Below are 24,427 nucleotides of genomic sequence, written 5' to 3' on the forward strand. Positions count from 1 at the left end.
CGTCGAGTTCCGCAACCGGCTCACGGGCCACCGGCCTGAGGCTGACCGCCACGCTCGTCTTCGACCACCCCACACCGGCCGCACTCGCCGGTCACCTCGCCACCGAACTGGCCCCGCGCACCGCGGACGGCCCGCGCGACGAGGAGGACACCGTGCGGGCCGCGCTCACCGCCATCCCGGTGGCGCGGCTCCGCGAGGCCGGCCTGCTGGACGGCCTGCTCGAACTCGCCGGACTGCGGCCCGCCCCGCAGCCGGCGGAAGACGGCGGACCCGGCAGCGCGTCGATCGACGCGATGGACGCCGAGAGCCTGATCAGCATGGCGCTCGACGATCTCGTCGGGGACGACGACGCCCTGTGACGACGCCCGCGACAAGGAAGAGAACCATGGCCGAGTCCGAGAACCCGGACACCAGGATGGTCGAGGCACTGCGCGCCTCACTGAAGGAGATCGAGCGGCTGCGGGAACGCAACCGCGCGCTGACCGCGGCGGCCCGGGAACCGGTCGCGGTCGTGGGCATGGCCTGCCGCTACCCGGGCGGAGTCGACTCCCCGGAGGACCTGTGGCGCCTGGTCGCGGACGGCGGGGAGGGCATCACCGCGTTCCCCGCCGACCGCGGCTGGGACCCGGACCTGTACGACCCGACCCCGGGCGTGCCGGGCCGCTCCTCCACCCGGCGGGGCGGATTCCTGCACGACGCGGGCGACTTCGATGCCGGCTTCTTCGGCATCGCCCCGAACGAGGCCCTCGTCATGGACCCGCAGCAGCGGCTGCTGCTCGAGGGCTCCTGGGAGGCCCTGGAGAACGCCGGGATCGACCCCGCCACGCTGCGCGGCAGCCGCACCGGGGTGTTCGCGGGCGTCATGTACCACGACTACTTCGGCAGCTTCGGCTCCGGCAGCATCGTCTCCGGCCGGGTCGCCTACACCCTCGGACTGGAGGGCCCGACGCTCTCCGTCGACACCGCCTGCTCCTCGTCACTCGTCACGCTGCACCTGGCCGCGCAGGCGCTGCGGCAGGGCGAGTGCACGCTCGCACTGGCCGGGGGAGTGACGGTGATGGCCTCGCCGGGCACATATGTGGAGTTCAGCCGGCAGGGCGCGCTCTCCCGGACGGGCGCTGCCGCTCCTTCGCCGACGACGCGGCCGGAACCGGGTTCTCCGAGGGACTGGGCGCCTGGTCCTGGAGCGGCTGTCGGACGCCCGGCGCAACGGTCATGAGGTGCTGGCGGTGGTGCGGGGTTCCGCGGTGAACCAGGACGGCGCGTCCAACGGGCTGACGGCGCCGAACGGTCCGTCGCAGCAGCGGGTGATCCGGCAGGCGTTGGCGTCGGCCCGGTTGTCGGCCGCGGACGTGGATGTGGTGGAGGCGCACGGGACGGGGACGACGCTGGGTGATCCGATCGAGGCGCAGGCGCTGCTCGCCACCTATGGTCAGGGTCGTGGATCGGGTGTCCCGTTGTGGCTGGGGTCGGTGAAGTCCAATATCGGGCACACGCAGGCCGCTGCGGGTGTGGCGGGTGTCATCAAGATGGTGTTGGCGATGCGGCACGGGGTGCTGCGAGGACGTTGCACGTGGACCGGCCGTCGACGAAGGTCGACTGGGAGGGGGCAGGTTCGGCTGCTGACCGAGGAGCGGGACTGGCCGGTGGCCGGCCGCCCGCGCCGGGCGGGCGTCTCTCCTTCGGCATCAGCGGCACCAACGCCCACGTCATCCTCGAACAGGCCCCGCCCGCCCCCACCGGACCGGAACGCCCCGGACCCCAGGGCCTCGCCCTCCCGTGGCTGCTCACCGCCAGGACTCCCGCCGCGCTCGCCGGTCAGGCCGCCGCGCTCCTCGGCCACCTCGACACCACCCGGCCTCGACCCGTCCGACATCGGCTGGTCACTCGCCACCACCCGCGCCCGCTTCGCGCACCGGGCCTCCCTCACCGGCACCGACCCGGCCGAACTGCGCGGCGCCCTGGCCGCCCTGGCCGACGGCACCACCGCCCGCAACCTTCTCCAGGGCACCGCGTCCGGCCGCGCCCGGCCCGTGTTCGTCTTCCCCGGCCAGGGCTCCCAGTGGCCCGGCATGGCCACCGAACTCTCGACACCTCACCGGTGTTCGCCGCCCGCATGGCCGAGTGCGCCGCCGCCCTCGCGCCGTACACCGACTGGGACTTCCGCACGGAGCTGCGCGGCGGCCTGGACCGCGTGGACGTCGTCCAGCCGCTGCTGTGGGCGGTGATGGTGTCCCTGGCGCACACCTGGAGCGCGTACGGCGTCACCCCGGCCGCCGTCATCGGCCACTCCCAGGGCGAGATCGCCGCCGCCTGCGCGGTCGGCGCGCTGTCCCTGGAGGACGGCGCCCGCGTCGTCGCCCTGCGTTCCCGCGCCATCGCCGAGCTGCTGTCCGGCTCCGGCGGCATGATGTCCGTCGCCGAGGGCGCCGACGCGATCCGCGCCCGGCTCGCCGCCTGGGACGGCCGGCTGTCGGTCGCAGCCGTCAACGGCGCCGCCTCCACGGTGGTGTCCGGTGACTCCGACGCCCTCGACGAACTCCTCGACCGGCTGGACGGAGAAGGTCCGCGCCAAGCGCCTGCCCGTGGACTACGCCTCCCACAGCGCCCGCGTCGAGACCCTGCGCGCCCGCCTCGCCGACGTCCTCGACGGCATCGAGCCGCGCGGCACCCGGGTGCCGTTCTACTCCACGGTCACCGGCGGCCCGCTCGACACCGCGGAACTCGGCGCCGAGTACTGGTACACCAACCTGCGCGGAACCGTGCTGTTCGAGCAGGCGGTACGCGCCGCCGTCGCCGACGGCCACGAGCTGTTCATCGAGTCCAGCCCGCACCCGGTGCTGACCGTCGGCATCCAGGAGACCGACGACGCCGTGGCCGCCGTCGGCTCCCTGCGCCGCGACCAGGGCGGGGGACCGGCTGATGACGGCGCTCGGCGAGGCGTTCACCCACGCGCCGATGTCGACTGGACCGCCGTGGCGGAGGGCCACCGGTCACGCCGCGTGCCGCTGCCCGGCTACGCCTTCCAGCACGAGCGGTACTGGCTCGACAGCACCGCGGGCGGCGCCGACGTCACCTCCGCCGGCCTCGCCCCCACCGACCACGCCCTGCTCGGCGCCGCGATGGTACGCGCCGACAGCGAGGGCGCCGTGCTCACCGGCCGGCTCTCCGCGGGCACCCAGCCCTGGCTGGAGCACCACCGGGTGGGCGGCCGGCTGCTCTTCCCCGGCACCGGGCACCTGGAGCTCGCGCTGCGCGCCGGCGACCAGGTCGGCTGCGGCGACCTCACCGAACTCACCCTGCGCGCGCCGCTGGTGCTGCCCGACCACGGCGCCGTCCAGCTCCAGGTCGTCGTCGGGCCGCCGGAGGGGGAGACCCGGCCGGTCAATCTGGTCCCGCCCGGAGAACCCCGACGAGGAGCTGCCGTGGACCCGGCACGCCGACGGCCTGCTCGCCCCGACCGGCACCCTGCCCGCCACCGCCGATCCGCTCACCCTCTGGCCCCCGAGGGGCGCCGAACCCGTCCCGCTCGACGGCCTGTACGACGAACTCGCCGCCCTCGCCTCGGCTACGGGCCGCTGTTCCAGGGCCTGCGCGCCGCCTGGCGCACCGGGGACGGACTGTACGCGGAGGTCGCCACCGACGCCGTACCCGACGGGTTCGGACTGCACCCGGCGCTGTCGGACGCCGCCCTGCACACCATCGGCCTCACCGACGCCGCGGGCGACGAGGCCCTGCTGCCGTTCGCCTGGTCGGGGGTACGGCTGTACGCCACCGGTGCCACCGCGCTGCGCGTCCGGGTCGCCCGACCGGCGAGGGCACCGTCCCTCACCTCGCCCCCGCTCGTCCCCTCCCCCCGGGCGAGCCCGTCGCCACCGTCGACTCGCTCACCCTGCCCCCTGCGGACCGAGGCGCTCGCGCGGCGCGCGGTCGGCCCGGCGGGCGCGCTGTACCGGGTCGGCTGGGTCCCGGCCCCGTCCTCGACGGCGACCGGGACCGTTTCCGCACCGGACGTGGTGCGGGCTCCGGCCGGAGTGGGCGCCGCCGAGACCCGGGCGGCCGTCGACACGGTCCTGGCCGAGCTGCGCACCCGGCTCGCGGACGAGGACCGCACCCTCGTGGTGGTCACCGGCGCCGACCCGGCAGGGGCCGCCGCCGGCGGCCTGGTGCGCTCGGCCCAGTCGGAGAACCCGGGCCGCATCGTGCTGGTCGAAACCGAACAGGCGCCGACCATCGAGCAGTTGGCCGAGGCGGTGACCACCGGTGAGCCGCACCTGGCGTTCCGGTCCGGCACCTGGCTGATGCCCCGGCTGGTCCGCTCCACCCCGGACGAGCCGGACGACGCCACCGCTACCGGCCTGGGCGCCGGGACGGTCCTGCTCACCGGTGCCACCGGCGCCCTCGGCCGGATCCTGGCCCGGCACCTGGTCGCCGAGCGGAACGTCCGGCATCTGCTCCTGCTCAGCCGCGGCGGTGCCACCGACGATCTCGTCGCCGAACTCAGCGAGCTGGGCGCCGAGGTGACGAGCGTCGCCTGTGACGCCGCCGACCGCGCGGCGCTCGCCGCCGTGCTGGACGCCGTACCGGCCGACCGGCCGCTGACGGCCGTGATCCACGCGGCCGGCGTCCTCGCCGACGGCGTGCTCTCCTCCCTCACCCCGGAGCGGATCGACACGGTGTTCCGGCCGAAGGTCGACGCCGCCTGGAACCTGCACGAACTCACCGCGGACCTGAACCTGTCGGCGTTCGTGCTGTTCTCCTCGTCCGCCGCCACGCTCGGCTCGCCGGGCCAGGCCAACTACGCCGCCGCCAACGCCTACCTCGACGCGCTCGCCGTACACCGGGCCCTCGGGCTGCCCGCGCACTCCCTGGCCTGGGGCCTGTGGGCGCAGGCCGGCGGCATGACCGGCACCCTCGGCGAGACGGACCTCACCCGCATCGCCCGCGGTGGCGTCGCCCCGCTGGAGACCGAGGAGGGCGTCGCCCTGTTCGACGCCGCCCTGCGCGGCGCCGACCCCGCCGTCCTGCCGGTGAAGCTGGACCTGGCCTCCCTGCGCGCCCAGGGCGACGGCCTGGCCCCGCTGTTCCACGGACTCGTACCCGTACGCCGGGCCGGCGCGGCCGGCGGGCCGGGCGCGCAGGGAGGCGGTGCCGACGCCCTGCGGGGCCGGCTCGCCGGGCTGCTGGCGGCCGAGCGCGAGCCGTTCCTGACCGAACTCGTGCAGAGCCATGTCGCGGCCATCCTCGGCTACCGCTCCGCCCAGGACGTCGGCCGTACCCTGGCCTTCCGGGACCTCGGCTTCGACTCCCTGGCGGCCGTGGAACTGCGCAACAGGCTCACCGCGGCGACCGGCCTGAAGCTGCCCGCCACCCTGGTGTTCGACCACCCCACACCGGCGGAACTCGCCCGCCACCTGCTCGGCGAACTCACCGGCACCCTCGCCGAGGCGCCCGCCCCCTCCGCCCCCCGGGGCGCGGCCGACGACGAGCCGATCGCCGTCATCGGCATGGCCTGCCGGTTCCCCGGCGGCATCGCCTCGCCGGAGGACCTGTGGCGGCTGGTGGCCGAAGGCCGGGACGCCGTCGGCGGGTTCCCCACCGACCGCGGCTGGGACGTCGAGAACCTGTACGACCCCACTCTGGACCGGCCCGGCACCAGCTACACCCGGCACGGCGCCTTCCTGTACGACGCCGCCGCCTTCGACCCGGCGTTCTTCGCCATGGACGACGAGGAGGCCCTGGTCACCGACCCCAGCAGCGGCTGCTGCTGGAAACCTCCTGGGAGGCGCTGGAGCGCGCCTCCATCGACCCCGCGACCCTGCGCGGCTCCGACACCGGCGTGTTCGCGGGCCTCATGTACCACGACTACTTCGGCAGCTTCGGCTCCGGCAGCGTGGTCTCCGGCCGCGTCGCCTACACCCTCGGGCTGGAGGGCCCCACCCTCTCCGTCGACACCGCCTGCTCCTCCTCGCTGGTCGCGCTGCACTGGCCGCCCAGGCGCTGCGGCAGGGCGACTGCTCGCTGGCCCTGGCCGGGGGAGTGACCGTCATGGCCACCCCCGGCACCTTCGTGGAGTTCAGCCGGCACCGGGGCCTGTCCCGGGACGGCCGCTGCAAGCCCTTCGCGGACGCCGCCGACGGCACCGGCTTCGGCGAGGGCGCCGGCGTGCTGCTGCTGGAGCGGCTGTCCGAAGCCCGCCGCAACGGCCGCCGGATATCGCCGTGCTGCGCGGCACCGCCGTCAACCAGGACGGCGCCTCCAACGGCATCAGCGCCCCAACGGGCCCGCCCAGCAGCGCGTCATCCGGCGCGCCCTGGAGGCGGCCGGCGTCGCGGCGGCCGAGGTCGACGTGGTCGAGGCGCACGGCACCGGCACCACCCTCGGCGACCCCATCGAGGCCCAGGCGCTGATCGCCACCTACGGCGCCGAGCACACCGGGGACCGCCCGCTGTGGCTCGGCTCGGTCAAGTCCAATCGGGCCACACCCAGGCCGCCGCCGGTGTCGCCGGTGTCATCAAGATGGTCGAGGCGATGCGCAACGAGACCCTGCCCGCCAGCCTCGGCGTCGACCGGCCCTCCCGGCACGTGGAGTGGGACGGCGCGGGCGTCCGGCTGCTCACCGAGAACCGCCCCTGGCCCGACCCCGGCCGCCCGCGCCGCGCGGGCATCTCCTCCTTCGGGATCTCCGGCACCAACGCCCACGTCATCATCGGCCGCGCCCGCCGAGGAGCCCGCCGCACAGCCTGCCGCCCCGCCGGCCGGCACCGTGCCGTGGCTGCTCTCCGGTCACACCCCCGACGCCCTGCGCGCCCAGGCCGCCCGGCTGCTGGACCACCTGTCCACCGCCCCGGACCGACCCGCACCGGCTCGCCGGCGCGCTCGCCCACGCCCGCACCCGGCTCGGCCACCGGCCGCCGTACTCGGCCGCACCCGGGACGAACTGACCGCCGGCGTCCGGGCCGTGGCGGAGGGCCGCACCCCCGGGGCCGGTGTCCTCGGCACCGCCACGGACGGCCGGCTCGCCTTCCTCTTCTCCGGCCAGGGCTCGCAGTTGCCCGGTATGGGCACCCGCCTCGCGGCGGCCTTCCCCGCCTTCGCCGCCGCCTTCGACGAGGTCCGCGCCCACCTGGACCCGCTGCTGGACCGGCCGCTCGCCGACGTCCTTCACTCCGCCGAGCTGCTGGAGCGCACCGAGTACACCCAGCCCGCGCTGTTCGCCGTCCAAGTGGCCCTGTACCGGCTGCTGGAGTCCTTCGCCGTCCGGCCCGACCTGCTCGCCGGGCACTCGGTCGGCGAGTTCGCCGCCGCCCATGTCGCGGGCGTGCTCGGTCTCCGGGACGCCTGCGCGCTCGTCGCCGCGCGGGGCCGCCTGATGCAGGCCCTGCCCGAGGGCGGGGCGATGATCGCCGTACGCGCCACCGAGGACGAGGTGGGGCCGCTGCTGGGCGACGGCGTGGGCATCGCCGCCGTCAACGGGCCCGCGTCCCTCGTCGTCTCGGGTCCGGCCGGACCGGCCCGCGCGCTGGCCGCCCGCTTCGAGCGCACCAAGGAGCTGGCCGTCAGCCACGCCTTCCACTCGGCCCTGATGGAGCCGATGCTGGAGGAGTTCCGCGAGGTCGCCGCCGCCCTGTCGTACGGCACGGCGCGCATCCCGCTGGTGTCCGCCCTCACCGGCGCCCCGGCCGCCCCCGACGAGCTGTCCACCCCCGAGTACTGGGTGCGGCACGCCCGCGAGGCCGTCCGCTTCGCCGACGCCGTCACCGCCCTGCACGACGCGGGCGCACGGCACTTCGCCGAGGTCGGCCCGGGCAGCGCGCTGACCGCCGCGGCCGGCGAGTGCCTGCCGGACGGGACGGCCGTCGTACCGCTGCTGCGCAAGGACCGCGAGGAGACCGAGGCCCTGCTCACCGGGCTCGCCGCCCTGCACGCGCACGGCGCCGCCGTCGACTGGACGGCCCTGCTGTCCCACCGTGACGGTTTCGACCTGCCCACCTACGCCTTCCGGCGCACCCGCTACTGGATGACCGGCGACCTCGGCCTGCCGCGCCCGGCCGCCGGCCATCCACTGCTCGGCACCGCCGTCGAACTCGCCGGCGCCGACGGCACCCTGTACACCGGGCACCTCTCCCTCGCCGACCACCCGTGGCTGGCCGACCACCGGGTGGGCGGGGTGCCGCTGCTGCCGGGCACCGCCTTCGTGGAGATGGCCCTCGCCGCCGGGGCCCGCGTCGACTGCGGCACGGTGGACGACCTGACCGTCACCGAACCGCTGATCCTGCCCGAGGACGGCGCCGTCCGCCTCCAGTGCACGGTCGGCGAACCCGACGCGTCCGGAGCGCGCGCCTTCCGCGTGTACGCAGCCCGGGCCGACGGCGACCCCTGGACCACCCACGCCACCGGCGTGCTGCGGCCCGCCGGGGACCGGCCCCCCGACCTCACCGCCTGGCCGCCGCCCGGCGCCGAACCGGTCGACCTGGACGGCGTCTACGAGCGGCTGGCTGAGCTGGGCGCCGAGTACGGGCCCCGCTTCCAGGGCCTGCGCGCGGCCTGGCGGCACGGCGACGAGGCGTACGCCGAGGTCGACGTCCCCGCGTCCCCGCCGCGTTCGGTCTGCACCCGGCGCTGTTCGACGCCGCCCTGCACACCATCGGGCTGCGCGCGGGAGCCGGGGAGCGCATGACGCTGCCGTTCGCCTGGAACGGCGTGGAGCTGGCCACGAGCGGCGCGACCGCGCGGGTGCGGATCGCCCCGGCCGGCCCGGCGCGGTGCGCATCGAGGCCGCCGATGCCACCGGCCGGCCGGTGGCGCGGGTGGCGTCGCTGTCGCTGCGGGAGGTGGACCCGCAGCGGATCGCGGCGGCCGTCGCGGGCGGACACGACGACCTGTTCGCCGTGGACTGGGTGCCCGTCCCCGTGCCCGCGGCCCCGCAGGCGGGGCGGTGGACCGTGCTCGGCCCCGGCCGCACGGAGCTGGCCGCCGCCCTGGCCGGCGAGGTCGCCGAGGTCAGCGTCGCCGCCGACCTGACGGAGGCCGCCGTCCGGGCCCCCGACACCCTGGTCGTCGCGTACACCGGCGGCGCCGGCGCGGACACGGCCCGGGCCGGCGTCCGGGGGCTGCTCACCCTGGTCCAGGAGTGGCTGGCCGACGCCCGGTTCGCCGACTCCGTCCTGGTGGTGGCGACGCGCGGGGCGACGGGCCCCGGGGACGTCACCGACCCCCCCCGGCGCCGCGTGGGGCCTGATCCGCTCCGCCCAGTCCGAGCACCCCGACCGGCTGGTCCTCGCGGACCTGGACGGCACGGAAGCCTCCCGCCGCCTGCTGCCCTCCGCCGTCGCCTCCGGCGAACCCCAGCTCGCGCTGCGCGACGGCGCGGCGCGCGTCCCCCGCCTGGTGCGCGCCCCCCGCCTGACCGAGCCCGCCCCGGCCGGCCTCTCCGGCGGCGTCCTCGTCACCGGCGGCACCGGTGCCCTCGGTCGGCTGGTCGCCCGGCACCTGGTCACCGCGCACGGCGCCGAGCGGCTGGTCCTGCTCAGCCGCGGCGGGCCCGAGGCGCCCGGCGCGGCCGGGCTGCGCGACGAACTGACCGCGCTCGGGGCACGGGTGACCGTCGTCGCCTGCGACGCCGCCGACCGGGCCGCCCTGGCCCGGGTCCTGGACGAGCACCCGGTCTCCGCCGTCGTGCACACCGCGGGCGTCCTCGCCGACGCCGTCCTGACCTCGCTCACACCCGAGCGGCTGGACACGGTCCTGCGGCCCAAGCTGGACGCCGCCTGGCACCTGCACGAGCTGACCCGCGAGCGGCCCATGACGGCGTTCGTGCTGTTCTCCTCCGCGGCCGGTCTGCTCGGCAGCCCCGGCCAGGCCGGCTACGCCGCCGGAAACGCCTACCTCGACGCTCTCGCCGCCCACCGTCGCTCGCTCGGCCTGCCCGCGGTCTCGCTCGCCTGGGGCGCCTGGGCGGGCAGCGGCGGCATGGCCGACCGGCTCGGCGACACCGACGTCCGGCGCGTCGCCTCCGGTGGCGTGCTCGCCCTCGACGCCGAGGCCGGCCTCGCCCTGTTCGACACGGCGGCGGGCCGCGCGGAACCGGTGCTGCTGCCGGCCCGCCTGGACCTCGCCCCGCGTGAGCCCTCCCGCGTCGCCCCGCTGCTGCGCTCCCTGGTGCGGGCGCCGCGCCGGACCGGACCCGGGGCGTCGGCCGCCGCGTCCGCACTGCGCCGCGAACTGGCCGCGCTCGCCCCCGGGGACCGCCCCGAACGGCTGCTGCGGCTGATCCGGGACGAGGCCCGCGCGGTGCTCGGCATCGAGGAGTTCGAGAACGAACTGCCCTTCAAGGACCTCGGCTTCGACTCGCTGACCGCCGTCGAGTTCCGCAACCGGCTCAACGGGGCCACCGGCCTGAGGCTGACCGCCACGCTCGTCTTCGACCACCCCACACCGGCCGCACTCGCCGGTCACCTCGCCACCGAACTGGCCCCGCGCACCGCGGACGGCCCGCGCGACGAGGAGGACACCGTGCGGGCCGCGCTCACCGCCATCCCGGTGGCGCGGCTCCGCGAGGCCGGCCTGCTGGACGGCCTGCTCGAACTCGCCGGACTGCGGCCCGCCCCGCAGCCGGCGGAAGACGGCGGACCCGGCAGCGCGTCGATCGACGCGATGGACGCCGAGAGCCTGATCAGCATGGCGCTCGACGATCTCGTCGGGGACGACGACGCCCTGTGACGACGCCCGCGACAAGGAAGAGAACCATGGCCGAGTCCGAGAACCCGGACACCAGGATGGTCGAGGCACTGCGCGCCTCACTGAAGGAGATCGAGCGGCTGCGGGAACGCAACCGCGCGCTGACCGCGGCGGCCCGGGAACCGGTCGCGGTCGTGGGCATGGCCTGCCGCTACCCGGGCGGAGTCGACTCCCCGGAGGACCTGTGGCGCCTGGTCGCGGACGGCGGGGAGGGCATCACCGCGTTCCCCGCCGACCGCGGCTGGGACCCGGACCTGTACGACCCGACCCCGGGCGTGCCGGGCCGCTCCTCCACCCGGCGGGGCGGATTCCTGCACGACGCGGGCGACTTCGATGCCGGCTTCTTCGGCATCGCCCCGAACGAGGCCCTCGTCATGGACCCGCAGCAGCGGCTGCTGCTCGAGGGCTCCTGGGAGGCCCTGGAGAACGCCGGGATCGACCCCGCCACGCTGCGCGGCAGCCGCACCGGGGTGTTCGCGGGCGTCATGTACCACGACTACTTCGGCAGCTTCGGCTCCGGCAGCATCGTCTCCGGCCGGGTCGCCTACACCCTCGGACTGGAGGGCCCGACGCTCTCCGTCGACACCGCCTGCTCCTCGTCACTCGTCACGCTGCACCTGGCCGCGCAGGCGCTGCGGCAGGGCGAGTGCACGCTCGCACTGGCCGGGGGAGTGACGGTGATGGCCTCGCCGGGCACATATGTGGAGTTCAGCCGGCAGGGCGCGCTCTCCCCGGACGGGCGCTGCCGCTCCTTCGCCGACGACGCGGCCGGAACCGGGTTCTCCGAGGGACTGGGCGTCCTGGTCCTGGAGCGGCTGTCGGACGCCCGGCGCAACGGTCATGAGGTGCTGGCGGTGGTGCGGGGTTCCGCGGTGAACCAGGACGGCGCGTCCAACGGGCTGACGGCGCCGAACGGTCCGTCGCAGCAGCGGGTGATCCGGCAGGCGTTGGCGTCGGCCCGGTTGTCGGCCGCGGACGTGGATGTGGTGGAGGCGCACGGGACGGGGACGACGCTGGGTGATCCGATCGAGGCGCAGGCGCTGCTCGCCACCTATGGTCAGGGTCGTGGATCGGGTGTCCCGTTGTGGCTGGGGTCGGTGAAGTCCAATATCGGGCACACGCAGGCCGCTGCGGGTGTGGCGGGTGTCATCAAGATGGTGTTGGCGATGCGGCACGGGGTGCTGCCGAGGACGTTGCACGTGGACCGGCCGTCGACGAAGGTCGACTGGGAGGCGGGGCAGGTTCGGCTGCTGACCGAGGAGCGGGACTGGCCGGTGGCCGGCCGCCCGCGCCGGGCGGGCGTCTCCTCCTTCGGCATCAGCGGCACCAACGCCCACGTCATCCTCGAACAGGCGCCCGCGGCGGACCCGGCGGACACCGAAGCGGACGCACCCGCCGTCGTCTGGCCCCTGTCCGCCCGCTCCGCCCCGGCCCTCCCCGCACAGGCCGAGCGGCTGCACACGTTCCTGGCGGACCGGCCCGAGCTGCACCCGGCGGCCGTCGCCCGGGCCCTCGGCACCCGGCGCACCGCCTTCGACCACCGCGCCGCCGTCACCGGCACCGACCGGGAGGAACTGCTGGCCGGTCTGCGCGCCCTCGCCACCGGGGCGCCCGCACCCACGGCCGCCACCGGCCGGGCCCGGACCGGCACCCGTACCGCCTTCCTGTTCACCGGGCAGGGCGCCCAGCGCCTCGGCATGGGCCTCGGACTACGCGCCCGCTACCCGGTGTTCGCCGCCGCCTTCGACGCGATCGACGCCCGGCTCGGCCTCGACCTGGGCGGGGTGCTGGCCGGCGACGACACCGACGCGATCCACCGGACCCGGTACGCGCAGCCCGCGCTGTTCGCGTTCGAGGTCGCCCTGTTCCGGCTGCTGGAGTCCTTCGGCGTCCGGCCCGACCTCCTGGCCGGGCACTCCGTCGGGGAGATCGCCGCCGCCCATGTCGCGGGCGTCCTCGACCTGGACGACGCCTGCACGCTGGTCGCCGCCCGCGGCCGGCTGATGCAGGCGCTGCCGGAAGGCGGCGCGATGGTCGCCGTACAGGCCACCGAGGACGAGGTACGGCCGCTGCTGGACGACCGGGTCGCACTCGCCGCGGTCAACGGGCCGTCCTCGGTGGTCCTCTCCGGCGAGGAGGAGGCGGTGCTCGCCGCCGCGGAGGGCTTCGCGAAGACCAGGCGGCTCACCGTCTCGCACGCCTTCCACTCACCCCTGATGGACGGCATGCTCGACGAGTTCCGGGCCGTGGCCGGGACGCTGGCCTTCCACGCGCCCCGCATCCCGCTGGTGTCCGGCCTCACCGGCCGCCCCGCCGAGGACGAGATGCGTGACCCCGGCTACTGGGTGCGGCACGTCCGGGAGACGGTCCGGTTCGCCGACGCCGTCGCCGCCCTCACCGCCGCGGGCGCCGGCCGCTTCGTGGAACTCGGCCCCGACGCCGTCCTCACCGGCCTCGCCCGCGCGTGCGCGGACGCCGACGGCGCCCTCTTCGTCGCTCTCGGCCGGCGCCACGGCAGCGAACCCACGACCCTCATGGCGGGCCTCGCCCGGCTGTACACCGACGGCCTCGCCCCCGACTGGGCCGCACTCTTCCCCGGTACGGCCCGCGCCGAACTGCCCACCTACTCCTTCCGGCGCGAACGGTACTGGCTGAACGCGGACGTGGCCCTCACCGCCGGCCCCCTGGCCGAGCCCGTGCCGCCCGCCGCGACCGGACCCGCGGACGCCGGGCCGCTGCGGCAGCGGCTGGCCGGTGCCCCGCCGGCCGAACAGGAGGCGCTGCTGACCGACGTGGTCCGGGCCCAGACCGCCGCGATCCTCGGCCATGCGGGACCGGAGGCCGTCGAGCCCGACGCCGTCTTCCTGGAGATCGGCATGGACTCCGTCTCCGCCGCCGAACTCCGCGGCGCCCTCGGCACCGCCCTGGGCACCACCCTGCCGGCCGGTGCCGTCTTCGACCACCGCACCCCGGCCGCCCTCGCGGCCGTCCTGCGCGGACACCTGGCCGGCGGCGTCACGGACCCGGCCGGCGCCGACGACCTGGAATCGGTCGGCGGGCTGGTGCGGCGCGCGGCGGCCGACGGGCGGATGGCCCAGGCCATCGAGCTGCTGCGCACCGTCGCCGACCTCCTCCCCGGCTTCTCCTCGCTGACCGAACTCGACGGCCTCACCGACCCGGTACGGCTGGCCGGGGGCGACGCCTCCCCGCGGCTCGTCTGCCTGCCCTCGCCCATGGCGCTCGGCGGCGCCCACCAGTACGCCCGTTTCGCCCGGCACTTCCAGGGCCGCCGGGACGTCCTGGTCCCCACGATGCCCGGCTTCGGCCCCGGCGAGGCACTGCCGCGCTCCGTGGACGCGGTGCTGGAGGTGGTCGTCGAGGGCATCCGCCGGGCCTGCCCGGACGGGCGGCCGTACGTGCTCGTCGGTTACTCCTCCGGCGGCCAGTTCGCCCACGCGGCGGCCGGGCTCATGGAGAAGGCCGGACAGCCGGCCTCGGGGGTGGTGCTGCTGGACACCTATCTGCCCGGGGACGACGGCAAGGACGGGCTGTGGCGGCAGATGTTCGACGGCATGCTGGACCGCGAGTCGTCCCTCGGCGGCTTCGGGACGGCCCGCCTCGCCGCCATGAGCCGCTACAGCGACCTGATCCTGCACTGCCTGCCGGGCGCCCTGACGGCACCCGTGCTGTTCGTGCGGCCCACCGAGGCCTTCGCCACCGACACCGACGACTGGCGGGCGGTCTGGCCGGCGGAGCACCAGCCGGCCGAGGTGCCCGGCACGCACTTCACGCTGCTGGAGGACTTCGCGGCGACCACCGCCGAGGCGGTCGAGTCCTGGTTGACGGCATCACCGGCCACCCGGGCCGCCTGAGCCCGTACGAACGTGATCCGGCGCGGGCGGCCGAAAAGCCGCCCGCGCCGCACAATTAGCTCACTCGCCGGCCTCACGGAAATGCACCAACCACGCCTGGATATCGCATCGGATACTGTCCGGGTCCACACCTAATCGCAAGGCGATTTCGTCCGCGGCCAATTCCGGCTGCCAGTCGCTGCGCTGGAGCGCCAGCCACATTGTCGTGCCACGTGGACCGCACCGGTGCCGCTTCCCGGTGCGCCGTGAGGAGAGATCCAGATAGCCGTCGGGCCGGACATGCGCGGTCAGCTCGTGGTCAGGCCTCCTGGCCATGCGACTTCCCATCTTTCGTGGATTCTTCGGTCGGCTTCGACGGTACCCGCAGCGACCCCCCGGGACACGGGTGGCAACCGGCCCTTTCGTAGGGGAGTCAAATATGCGGACCGGGTGGTGACGCCGCTGCACAAAATTACACCGGGAACCTGCCGAAACCTGGCCCGTCGAGGTAGAGAAACCTCTACCTCGAACCGGCCGGTCAATGCCAATGTGCCGCGGCCGCGGCGTTACTAATGTGGTCCGCAGACACCGCGTGAGAGGCGCGTCATCTCTTAGGGGAGCCCCGAGTGCACACTTCACAGGACCTCCGTCGGACGGAGGCGGTACGGCTGGACGCCGTGTCGAAGACCTACGGGCGAGGGGACAGCCAGGTGGCCGCGCTCCGCGGGCTCAGCGTGAGCTTCGCCGACGGCACCTTCACCGCGGTGATGGGCCCGTCCGGATCCGGCAAGAGCACCTTCCTGCACTGCGCCGCCGGACTGGTCCAGCCCACCTCCGGCACGGTCACCGTCGGCGGCACCGACCTCGCCGGCCTGGACGACACCCGGCTCACCAAACTGCGCCGCGACCGGATCGGCTTCATCTTCCAGTCCTTCAACCTGCTGCCCGCGCTGACCGTCATGCAGAACATCACGCTGCCGCTGCAACTGGCCGGACAGCGCCCCGACAAGAGCCTGATCCGCACCGTCGTCCAGCGCGTGGGCCTGGCCGAACGGCTCGGCCACCTGCCGTCCGAGCTCTCCGGCGGCCAGCAGCAGCGCGTCGCCATCGCCCGCGCCCTGGTGACCCGCCCCGCCGTGGTCTTCGCCGACGAGCCCACCGGCGCCCTCGACACCCGCACCGCCGCCTCCGTGCTCGCCCTGCTGCGCGAGTCCGTGGACACCGCCCGCCAGACGCTGGTCATGGTCACCCACGACCCGGTCGCCGCCTCCCACGCCGACCGCGTGGTCTTCCTCGCCGACGGCACCTTCGCCGGCGAACTGCACCGGCCGACGGCCGACGCGGTCGCCGCCCGCATGACCAGGCTCGGCGCCTGGGAGGACGACGCCCACCGGCAGAGCACGCCGCAGCACTCGGGGGGACGAAACTGATGTGGCGCCTGGCACTGCGCACCCTGAAGTTCCGCAGGACGAGCTTCGTCGCGACCTTCCTCGCCATGTTCCTCGGCGCCGCCATCGTCATCGGCTGCGGCGGGCTGATGGAGACGGGCGTCCGCATGGCGGCCGACCCGCAGCGCCTGAGCGGCGCCCCGGTCGTCGTCACCGGTGAACAGACCTACGACTCCAGCGCGCTGACGGAGCGGCACCGCGTCGACGCCGGTCTGGCCGGCGAGGTGGCCGGGACCGACGGTGTGCGCGCGGCCGTCGCCGACGTGTCGTTCCCGGCCACCGTCCTCAAGGACGGAAGGCCGGTGACCGGCGAGTCCGCCTCGTACGGCCACGGCTGGGCGAGCGCCCGGCTCACCCCCTATACCCTCGCCGCCGGTAAAACCCCCGTCGCCGGCGGCGAGGCCGTTCTCGATGCCGGACTCGCCCGGCGGGCCGGCATCCGCCCGGGGTCCTCGGTCGACATCGTCGTCCAGGGCACCACCCGGCGGTTCCGGGTCAGCGGCATCGCCGAGCAGCGCGGCGACCACAACCCCGACGCGGCCGTGTTCTTCACGGACGACGAGGCACGCGCCCTCGCGGGCGGCCGGATCGACTCCATCGGCGTGCTCCCCGCGCCGGGCACGAGCGTCGCCGTCGTCGCGGACGCGGTGCGCGCGACCGTCGGCGACCGCGCCGAGGTGCTCACCGGCGAGCGCCGGGGGCTGGCCGAGCTGCCCGGCACCCTCTCCAGCCGGCGCACCGTCGTCATCCTCGCGGCGGTCTTCGGCTCGTCGGTCGTCCTGATCGTGATGTTCGGCGTCGCCTCCACCCTCGGCCTCTCCCTCCAGCAGCGCGCCCGCGAGATGGCCCTGCTGCGCGCCGTCGGCTCCACCCCGAAGCAGCTCCGCCGGATGATCCTCACCGAGACGGCCGTGCTGTCGGTGGGATCCGTGCTGCTCGCCCTGCTGCCCGGATATGCCATCGGACGGCTGCTGTTCGGGGTGCTGACCGGAAGCGGCGTGGTGTCGTCGGCGATCGCCTACCACGCCGGCTGGATGCCGATGGCGGTCGGAGCGGCCGTCACCGTCCTCGCGGCGGCCGGCGCCACCCGCTTCGCCGGACGCCGGGCCGCCCGCACCGAACCGGTCGCCGCCCTGGCCGAAGCCACCGCCGGCACCCGCTGGTTCAGCGTGCCCCGGCTGCTGCTCGCACTGTTCTTCCTCGCCAACGGCATCGGTCTGGCCGTCGCCACCGCCACCGTGATGGAGGACGGCCCCACCCTCGCCAGCACCGCCGGACCCGCCTCCGTGCTGTTCGGCATCGGCCTCACCCTGCTCGCGCCCGGCCTCACCAAAGCCCTGGTGGCGCTGCTCCGGCTGCCCGTCCGGCTGCTGTCCGGACTCTCCGGCCACCTCGCGCTGCGCAACGCCGCCACCGCCAACGTACGCATGGCGGGCGCCGTCGCGCCGATCGTCCTGCTCATCGGCATCGCCACGGGCACGCTGTACATGCAGTCCACCGAGGACCACGTCTCCCGGACCTCCTACGACCGCAACATCCTCGCCGACTACGTCCTCGACTCCACGACCGGCGGATTCGCGCCGGGCGTCGTCGACAGGGTCCGCGCCACGCCCGGGGTGGCCGCGGCCTCCGAGTTCGTCACCAGCCGCGGCTTCGTGGACCGCCCGGACGGGCCGGCCGACGTCGACCTGCGTGGCGTCTCCGCCGCCGGGGTACGCCGGAGCCTGGACCTGCCCGTCGTCGCCGGCTCGCTCACCGGCCTGCACGGCGACACGGTGGCCCTGTCCGACAAGAAGGCCCGCGCGTACGGCGTGCGGGTCGGCGACCGGCTGCCGATGCACCTCGGCGACGGCACCGCCGTACGCCCCACCGTCGTGGCCCTCTACACCGACAACCCCAAGCAGCAGTACCTGACGCTGCCCGCAGCGGCCCTGGCCCCGCACACCGGTGACGGGCTGCCGCACCAGATCCTGGTCCGCGCCGCTCGCGGCGGCGGCGCCGAGGTCCACGACCGCCTCGCCGCGCTGGCCGCCCGGGTGCCCGGCACCGAACTGGACGACAGTTCCTCCCTGGCCGGCCGGAACAACCAGATCCAGCAGATCCTGGTCTCCGCGAACTACACCATCGTCGCCATGATCGTCGGGTACGCCGCGATCACCGTCGTCAACACCCTGGTGTCCGTCACCCGCAAACGGCGCGCGGAGTTCGGCCTCCAGCGGCTCACCGGCGCCACCCGCGCCCAGGTGATCGGCATGCTGACCGTCGAGGGCGTGCTGATCGGGGTCATCGCCACCATCCTCGGCACCCTCGCCGCGGCGATGACGATCGTCCCCTACAGCCTCGTCAAGAGCGACTCCTGGCTGCCGTCCGGGTCCATCGGCATCTACTTCGCCATCGTCGGAGGGTCCGTGCTGCTGGTCTTCGGCGCCACCCTGCTGCCCTCTTGGCGCGGTATGCGCAACCCCGCCGTGGACACGGTGAAGGCCGCGTGACCCACCCCCTGGCCGGGCCGCCCCCGCCACCCCCGAGCGCGGGCGGCCCCTCCTTGACCGGCGGCCGGGGATGGGAGCATGAGGACATGAAGACTGTGCCGGTCACGTGGCGCGGCCGACTCGGCCGCGCCACCCTGGACACCCTGGTCGGCGTGGCCATCGCCACCGGAGCCCTGCTGTCGGTCGTCCTCTTCGTCACCACCGCCTACTTCATCGTCCTGTGCCTGATCGGCATCGGCTTTCTCGCGCTGCCCTACCTGACCCGGGCCGTGCGCCGGCTGTGCGACCTCAACCGGCGGGTGGCCGCACGCTCCGGCGTCCCGGTGGAGCGGCCCTACCGGCCCGAACCGGAGGAGATCGAGAAGGACATCGTCGGCTGGATGCGCCGCTGCAAGTGGATCCTCACCGACCCCGCGACCTGGCGGGACCTGCTGTGGCTCCTGCTCAACTGCGTCGTCGGACTCGCCGGTTTCGTGCCGGCCGCCCTGCTCTACTACGCGGGGGAGGGGCTGTTCCTGGCCTGCGGCCTGTGGCGGCCCCTCGCGGACGGCGGACAGGGCCGCTGGTACGCCTCGGTCACCGTCGAGAGCTGGCCGGCCGCCTTCGCCGCCGGTCTGCTGGCGCTGGTCGTGCTCACCGGCTGGCTGTTCCTCGGCCCGCTGGTGCTCAAGTGGTACGCCTACTTCGTCCGGTTCCTGCTCGGTCCGACCCGCGGCTCCCAACTGGCCTCTCGTGTGCAGCACCTGTCCGAGACCCGCTCCGGGGCGCTCGACATCCAGGCCGCCGAACTGCGCCGCATCGAACGCGACCTGCACGACGGCGCACAGGCCCGGCTGGTCAGCCTGGGCCTCCAACTCGGCGCCGTCGACCGTAAGATGAACCAGGACCTGGAGGAGGCCCGCCGGATGCTGCGGCAGGCCCGCACCTCGTCCGTGCAGGCCCTGCGGGAACTGCGCGACCTGGTCCACGGCATCCATCCGCCGGTTCTCGCCGAACGCGGCCTGGCCGATGCCCTGCGCGCGCTGGGCCTGGCCAGCCCGCTCGACGTCACCGCGGTGGTGGACCTTCCCGGCCGGCTGCCCGACCCGGTCGAGTCCGCCGTCTACTTCGCGGTCTCGGAGCTGCTCACCAACGCCCTCAAGCACGCCGACGCGCGGCGCGTGGAGATCGTCGCCTGGTGCGAGGACGACACCCTGCGCACCCGCGTCACCGACGACGGCCGCGGCGGCGCCGACGCGTCGGCCGGGAGCGGCCTCGCGGGCATCCGGCGGCGGCTGGCATCCTTTGACGGGATCCTGGAGATCAACAGCCCTCCGGGGGGTCCGACCGTGATCAACTTGGAGCTGCCGTGCGCGTTGTCCTCGCCGAAGACCTCTTCCTCCTGAGGCAGGGGATCATCCAACTGCTGGAGGCGTACGGATGCGTGGTGGCCGCGGCGGTCGACAACGGCACCGACCTCGCCGCGGCGCTCGCCGAGCACCGGCCCGACGTGGCCATCGTCGACGTACGGCTGCCGCCCACCTTCACCACCGAGGGCCTCCAGGCCGCCTTACGGGCCCGCCGGGAGCAGCCGGGCCTGCCGATCCTCGTCCTCTCCCAGCACGTCGAGCAGATGTACGCCCGTGAGCTGCTGGCGGACGGCACCGGCGGCATCGGCTATCTGCTGAAGGACAGCGTCCTGGACGACGAGCAGTTCATCGACGCCGTACGCCGGGTCGCAGCCGGCGGTACGGCGATGGACCCCGTCGTGGTCGCCCAGTTGATGACCAGTCACTCCCGGGACGAACCACTGGCCGCGCTCACCGGGCGGGAACGGGAGGTGCTGGAGCTCATGGCCGAGGGCTGCTCCAACACGGCGATCGCCCAGCGGCTGACCATCACCGAGGGCGCGGCGGCCAACCACATCTCGAACATCTTCACCAAGCTGACGCTGCCGCCGTCGAGCGACAGCAACCGCCGGGTGCTCGCGGTGCTCGCCTACCTCAACGCCTGAGCGGCGCACCACGGTCGGGGCGGGTAGGGGGCGCGGCCGTCCCCCGCGCGCGTGGACTGCTGGGGCCCGGCCGCGCCCCCCCGCCGCGCGGCCACCGCCAGGAAGGGATACGCCCGCCCCATGACCACGCTCGCGGAGCACGACCGTCTCTGGACACGCCGCTACCACCCCCGCCCCGACGCGTCGGTCAGGCTGGTGCGCCTGCCGCACGCGGGTGGCTCGGCGAGCTTCTACCACCCGGTCTCGGCGAGCATGCCGGCGTCCGTGGACGTGCTCGCCGTGCAGTACCCGGGCGGCCAGGACCGCCGCACCCAGCCGTGTGCCGAGAGCATCCAGGAGCTGGCCGACCACGTCACGTCCGTGCTGCTGCCGTGGACGGACCGCCCGCTGCTCCTCCTCGGGCACAGCATGGGCGGACCCTCGGCTTCGAGGTGGCCCGCCGGCTGGGACGCGGCCACGGCGTCGTCCCGCACGCGCTGTTCGCCTCCGCCCGCCGCGCCCCCTCCTGCCCGCGCAGCGAATCCGTCCCTCTGCGCGACGACGACGGGCTCGTCGAGGAGATGCGGCGGCTGAGCGGGACGGAGTCGGCGATCCCTGAAGACGTCGAACCGATCCGCATGGCCCTGCCCGCGATCCGCGCCGACTACCGCGCCGCGGAGACCTACGTCCACGAGCCGGGGCCGAACCTGCGGTGCCCCGTCGGCGCCCTGGTCGGCGACGACGACCCCAAGGTCACCGTGGAGGAGGCGCGCGCCCGGTCACGCCACACGGACGCGTCGTCCGAGTTCCATGTGTTCCCGGGCGGCCACTTCTACCTCACGTCCCACCAGCGGCAGGTGTTCGGCCTGCTGACGGAGGAGGCGGCGCGGTCGTGAGGCAGGTCGTCGACACCGGCCACGGCCCGCGCAGAAGCTCACCCCGGCCGGATTCCGGCCCGCCGGCTCCCGCTGACCCGACGGCGGCGGGAGCGTACCGCACGCTCCCGCCGCCGTCGCGTTCGCCAGGGTGTCAGTCGCGCACGCGGATGGTGCGCGACGGGCACAGGTCGGCGGCCTGCAGGACCTGCTCGCGCAGCTCCTCGGCCGGCTCCTCCCGCAGAACCGTCACCAGGCCGTCGTCGTCCTGGTCGAACACCTCGGGGCTGAGCAGCGCGCACTGGCCGGAGCCCACGCACCGGGCGCGTTCGGTGGTGACACGCATGAGGGGGAGTCCGTTCGGTCGGCCGTCACCAGGTGACGGGGAGTTCGTGGACGCCGTAGACCATGGCGTCGTCCTTGAACCGCAGTTCGTCCGGCTCGGCGGCCAGCCGGAGGCCGGGGACGCGGCGCAGCAGTGTGCCGTAGACGGCTTCCAGCTCCACCCGGGCGAGGTTGGCGCCGATGCACTGGTGGACGCCGTAGCCGAACGCCAGGTGGCCTCGGGCCTCCTTGCGGCGGATGTCGAGGGTGTCCGGGTCGGGGAAGACGGACTCGTCGTGGTTCGCCGCGTTGTTCAGGGCGAGGATGCCCTCGCCGGCGCGGATGGTGACGTCACCGACCTCGATGTCCTCCGCCGCGACCCGGGCGGTGCCGGAGTCGGAGATGGAGAAGACCCGCAGCAACTCCTCGATGGCGTGGGGAAGCAAGGACGGATCGGCCCGCAGCTCGGCCATCTGGTCCGGGTGCCGCAGCAGGGCCAGCACCCCGAGGGCGATCATGTTGGCCGTCGTCTCGTGGCCCCCGACCAGCATCAGCCGTGCCATCGTCACCACGTCGGCGTGGTCGGCGATCCGCTCGGTGCGGTTCTTCTCCAGGAAGCGGCTGATGAGGTCGTCGCCCGGCTCGTTCTCCTTCAGGGTGACGAGCTTGTCGAGGTAGGTGTCCAGGGCCTGCACGGCCGCCCCGTACTCCGCCGGGCTCAGCTCGTGGTTCATCATCGCCGCCGACCACTCCTCGAACCGGGCGTGGTCCTCGTAGGGCACGCCGAGCAGTTCGCAGATCACCAGCGAGGGCACCGGCAGCGCGAGGGCGGTGACCAGGTCCACCGGGCCGCCCGCCGCCAGCATCGCGTCCACGTGCTCGTCCACGATCTGCTGGATCCGCGGGCGCATCTCCCGCACCCGGCGGGCGGTGAACTCCGGTATGAGCATGCGGCGGTGCGCGGTGTGCTCCGGCGGGTCCAGGTTGAGCATCATCAGCCGGACCTGCGCCAGCATCTCCTCGGGGATGTGGAACTGGTGGGGATAGCCCGGCAGTTTCAGATTGGAGCTCACCCGGCTGTCGCCCAGCACCTGCCGAACGTGCTCGTGCCGGGTGACCAGCCAGGCCGGTTTGCCGTTCACCTTGAGGGCGGCGCGCGAGACCGGGTTCTCCGCGCGCATCTCGGCGTATTCGCGCGGCTCGCTGAACGGACAGGTGCGCCGCATCGGGAACCGCGGGAGCGGCGACCCCGTCTCGGGTGCGGCTTCGGCGGGCTGGGTCATGGCTGCCTTTCTGACGGAGTCGGTGCCGGACGTGGGGGACGGGGGCGGCGTGGCGTCACCAGGTGACGGGCAGCTCGTACAGGCCGTAGACGATCGCGTCATCCTTGAACCGCAGCTCCTCCACCGGGGCGGCCAGGCGCAGCGTCGGGACCCGCCGGAACAGCGTCGTATAGACGACGTCCAGCTCCATGCGCGCCAGGTTCTGGCCGATGCACTGGTGGACGCCGTAGCCGAAAGCCAGCTGACTGCGGGCCTCGCGCCGCACGTCCAGGCGGTCGGGGTCGGGGAAGACGCGTTCGTCGTGGTTGGCCGCGTTGTTCAGTGGCAGGATGCCCTCGCCGGCCCGGATGGTCACCCCGCCCAGCTCGACGTCCTCCAGGGCGACCCGGGCGGTGCCCGCGTCGGAGATGGAGAAGAAGCGCAGCAGCTCCTCCACCGCCCTGGGCATCAGCTCCGGCTCCGCGCGGACGGCGGCGAGCTGCTCGGGGTGCTCCAGCAGCGCCAGCACACCCAGCGCGATCATGTTGGCCGTCGTCTCGTGCCCGGTGACCAGCATCAGCTTGGACATGCTGACGATGTCGGAGTGCTCCACCGCCGGTGTCCGCCGGTTGAACTCGATCAGCCGGCTGATCATGTCGTCGCCCGGCTCGCTCTCCTTGGCGGTGACCAGCCCGTCCACGTACCGGTCCAGCTCGTAGTGGGCGCGGCCCCGGTCCTCCTCGCTGATGTCGTGGTTCATGATGGCCCACGCCCACTCCTCGAACCGGCCGTGGTCCTCGTAGGGCACGCCGAGCAGTTCGCAGATCACCAGCGAGGGCACCGGCAGCGCGAGACCGGTGACCAGGTCGACCGGACCGTCCGCCCCCTTGGCGAGCATCTGGTCGAGCTGCTGGTCCACGATCTGCTGCACCCGGCCGCGCAGCTCGCGCATCCGGCGGACGCTGAACTCCGGGGCCAGCATGCGGCGCTGGACCGTGTGGTCCGGGGGGTCCATGGAGAGGAAGGTCAGCGGCACCGACTGGAGCGTCTCCTGCGGCACCGGCACCTGGAGGGGATACCCGGGCAGCTTCAGGTTCGCGCTGACCCGCGTGTCACCCAGCAGCTTCTTGTACAGGTCGTGCCGCGTCACCAGCCACGCGGGCTTGCCGTCGACCTTCAGCCGCGCCCGGGAGACCGGCGCGGTCTCGCGCAGCTCGGCGTAGGCGGCCGGCGGGCTGAAGGGGCAGGACCGCCGCATCGGGAACTCGGGCAGCGCGGCCTCGTCGGCCGGTTCGGCAGGTGCAGTCATCAGATCCTCTTCGCACGGGAGGGAACGGGACGCGCCGGCATCGGAGCGGGTCCGGGCTGGGCGCCGGTGCGGCGCTGTCGGCCGTCCCTGGCACGCTAGGCAGCCACCCTGACGGACCCCAACCCCTAGCCGCCCCTAGCAGACCGCTGATGCC

9 protein-coding genes and 5 pseudogenes are annotated in these 24,427 nt (G+C 74.5%); 11 read left to right on the top strand and 3 right to left on the bottom strand.

Annotated features, from left to right (window positions below; all coding sequences use genetic code 11):
• Positions 1-152: 152 nt before the first annotated feature.
• From D9753_RS38350 to D9753_RS32015, 11 genes and pseudogenes are all read left to right on the top strand, one after another.
• Entirely contained in the window at positions 153-359 is a 207-nt protein-coding gene (locus D9753_RS38350; protein WP_240468539.1) for a hypothetical protein, read from the top strand.
• Positions 360-385: 26 nt separating this feature from the next.
• Positions 386-3,380: pseudogene (locus D9753_RS39735) on the top strand (type I polyketide synthase); the annotation flags it as partial.
• Positions 3,381-3,548: 168 nt separating this feature from the next.
• Positions 3,549-3,743: pseudogene (locus tag D9753_RS39740) on the top strand (polyketide synthase dehydratase domain-containing protein); the annotation flags it as partial.
• A gap of 510 nt (positions 3,744-4,253) precedes the next feature.
• Positions 4,254-10,050: pseudogene (locus D9753_RS39745) on the top strand (type I polyketide synthase); the annotation flags it as partial.
• Positions 10,051-10,329: 279 nt separating this feature from the next.
• Positions 10,330-10,722 (top strand): annotated as a pseudogene (locus D9753_RS39750) (acyl carrier protein); the annotation flags it as partial.
• A gap of 26 nt (positions 10,723-10,748) precedes the next feature.
• A complete protein-coding gene (locus tag D9753_RS31985; RefSeq protein WP_121790154.1) occupies positions 10,749-14,612 on the top strand; it encodes a type I polyketide synthase in 3,864 nt (1,287 codons plus the stop codon).
• 605 nt (positions 14,613-15,217) lie between these two features.
• Positions 15,218-16,021, top strand: coding sequence for an ABC transporter ATP-binding protein (locus D9753_RS31995; RefSeq protein WP_121790156.1), 804 nt, complete (start codon positions 15,218-15,220; stop codon positions 16,019-16,021).
• Positions 16,021-18,531 (top strand): FtsX-like permease family protein, encoded by a 2,511-nt coding sequence (locus D9753_RS38795; RefSeq protein WP_121790157.1) that lies wholly within the window; start codon positions 16,021-16,023, stop codon positions 18,529-18,531. Before D9753_RS31995 ends, D9753_RS38795 begins: the two co-directional genes overlap by 1 nt.
• An 86-nt stretch (positions 18,532-18,617) precedes the next feature.
• Positions 18,618-19,916 carry a sensor histidine kinase gene (locus D9753_RS32005; protein WP_205614319.1) on the top strand — a complete coding sequence of 433 codons (1,299 nt, stop codon included), beginning with the start codon at positions 18,618-18,620 and terminating at the stop codon, positions 19,914-19,916.
• Positions 19,880-20,524 carry a response regulator transcription factor gene (locus tag D9753_RS32010; RefSeq protein ID WP_121790158.1) on the top strand — a complete coding sequence of 215 codons (645 nt, stop codon included), beginning with the start codon at positions 19,880-19,882 and terminating at the stop codon, positions 20,522-20,524. Before D9753_RS32005 ends, D9753_RS32010 begins: the two co-directional genes overlap by 37 nt.
• Before the next feature lie 120 nt (positions 20,525-20,644).
• Positions 20,645-21,399, top strand: a pseudogene (locus D9753_RS32015) (thioesterase II family protein).
• A 133-nt stretch (positions 21,400-21,532) separates the two neighbouring features.
• Here D9753_RS32015 and D9753_RS32020 read toward each other — a convergent pair.
• From D9753_RS32020 to D9753_RS32030, 3 genes are read right to left on the bottom strand one after another with little or no spacing between them, the layout of a single operon-like run.
• On the bottom strand, positions 21,533-21,724 hold the full coding sequence (locus D9753_RS32020) for a ferredoxin (RefSeq protein ID WP_121790159.1): 192 nt from the start codon (positions 21,722-21,724) through the stop codon (positions 21,533-21,535).
• 25 nt (positions 21,725-21,749) lie between these two features.
• On the bottom strand, positions 21,750-22,985 hold the full coding sequence (locus D9753_RS32025) for a cytochrome P450 (RefSeq protein WP_121790160.1): 1,236 nt from the start codon (positions 22,983-22,985) through the stop codon (positions 21,750-21,752).
• A 55-nt stretch (positions 22,986-23,040) separates the two neighbouring features.
• On the bottom strand, positions 23,041-24,273 hold the full coding sequence (locus D9753_RS32030) for a cytochrome P450 (protein WP_121790161.1): 1,233 nt from the start codon (positions 24,271-24,273) through the stop codon (positions 23,041-23,043).
• Positions 24,274-24,427 lie beyond the last annotated feature (154 nt).

The organism is Streptomyces dangxiongensis (assembly GCF_003675325.1).
GTDB lineage: Bacteria > Actinomycetota > Actinomycetes > Streptomycetales > Streptomycetaceae > Streptomyces > Streptomyces dangxiongensis.

Excerpts from the sequence above, each read along its gene's own strand:
- D9753_RS32005 (WP_205614319.1), top strand. The coding sequence starts at position 18,618 with ATGAAGACTGTGCCGGTCACGTGGCGCGGCCGACTCGGCCGCGCCACC.
- D9753_RS38795 (WP_121790157.1), top strand. The coding sequence starts at position 16,021 with ATGTGGCGCCTGGCACTGCGCACCCTGAAGTTCCGCAGGACGAGCTTC.
- D9753_RS32025 (WP_121790160.1), bottom strand. The coding sequence starts at position 22,985 with ATGACCCAGCCCGCCGAAGCCGCACCCGAGACGGGGTCGCCGCTCCCG.
- D9753_RS32030 (WP_121790161.1), bottom strand. The coding sequence starts at position 24,273 with ATGACTGCACCTGCCGAACCGGCCGACGAGGCCGCGCTGCCCGAGTTC.
- D9753_RS32020 (WP_121790159.1), bottom strand. The coding sequence starts at position 21,724 with ATGCGTGTCACCACCGAACGCGCCCGGTGCGTGGGCTCCGGCCAGTGC.
- D9753_RS31985 (WP_121790154.1), top strand. The coding sequence starts at position 10,749 with ATGGCCGAGTCCGAGAACCCGGACACCAGGATGGTCGAGGCACTGCGC.